This window comes from Limnospira sp. PMC 289.06 (assembly GCF_032350395.1).
In the GTDB taxonomy this organism is placed as follows: Bacteria; Cyanobacteriota; Cyanobacteriia; order Cyanobacteriales; family Microcoleaceae; genus Limnospira; species Limnospira platensis.
Genome location: NZ_JARPLC010000542.1, coordinates 1 through 341, shown reverse-complemented (window position 1 = coordinate 341; position 341 = coordinate 1). Strand labels below are relative to the sequence as shown.

The window sequence follows — 341 nt, the reverse complement described above, 5'->3', positions numbered from 1 at the left end:
TGGTAGATGAACCGTCATGGCTATAGGTGATTGTTCCGTTAGGGTTAACGGTGATATTACCGTAGTTGGGAGAGTCAACTACCGTCACCGTATCTGGGATTAAAACACCATCAAGGTCGCTATCATTATTAAGGACGTTAATGGTAACGGCGTTTCCGGTGCGGACCGTGGCGTTATCATCATTAGCGGTGGGGGGTTGATTTTCTTGGATAGTCAGGGAGACGGTGGCTAGGTTAGAGATAGCGCCATCATCATCTTCTACGGTATAAGTAAAGCTATCCGTACTGGTAGATGAACCGTCATGGCTATAGGTGATTGTTCCGTTAGGGTTAACGGTGATA

The 341-nt window shown here is 46.6% G+C and carries 1 protein-coding gene; it reads right to left on the bottom strand.

Annotated features, from left to right (window positions below):
• A partial coding sequence (locus P5674_RS26185; RefSeq protein ID WP_315670519.1) for an Ig-like domain-containing protein occupies positions 1-341 on the bottom strand: 341 nt, incomplete at both ends.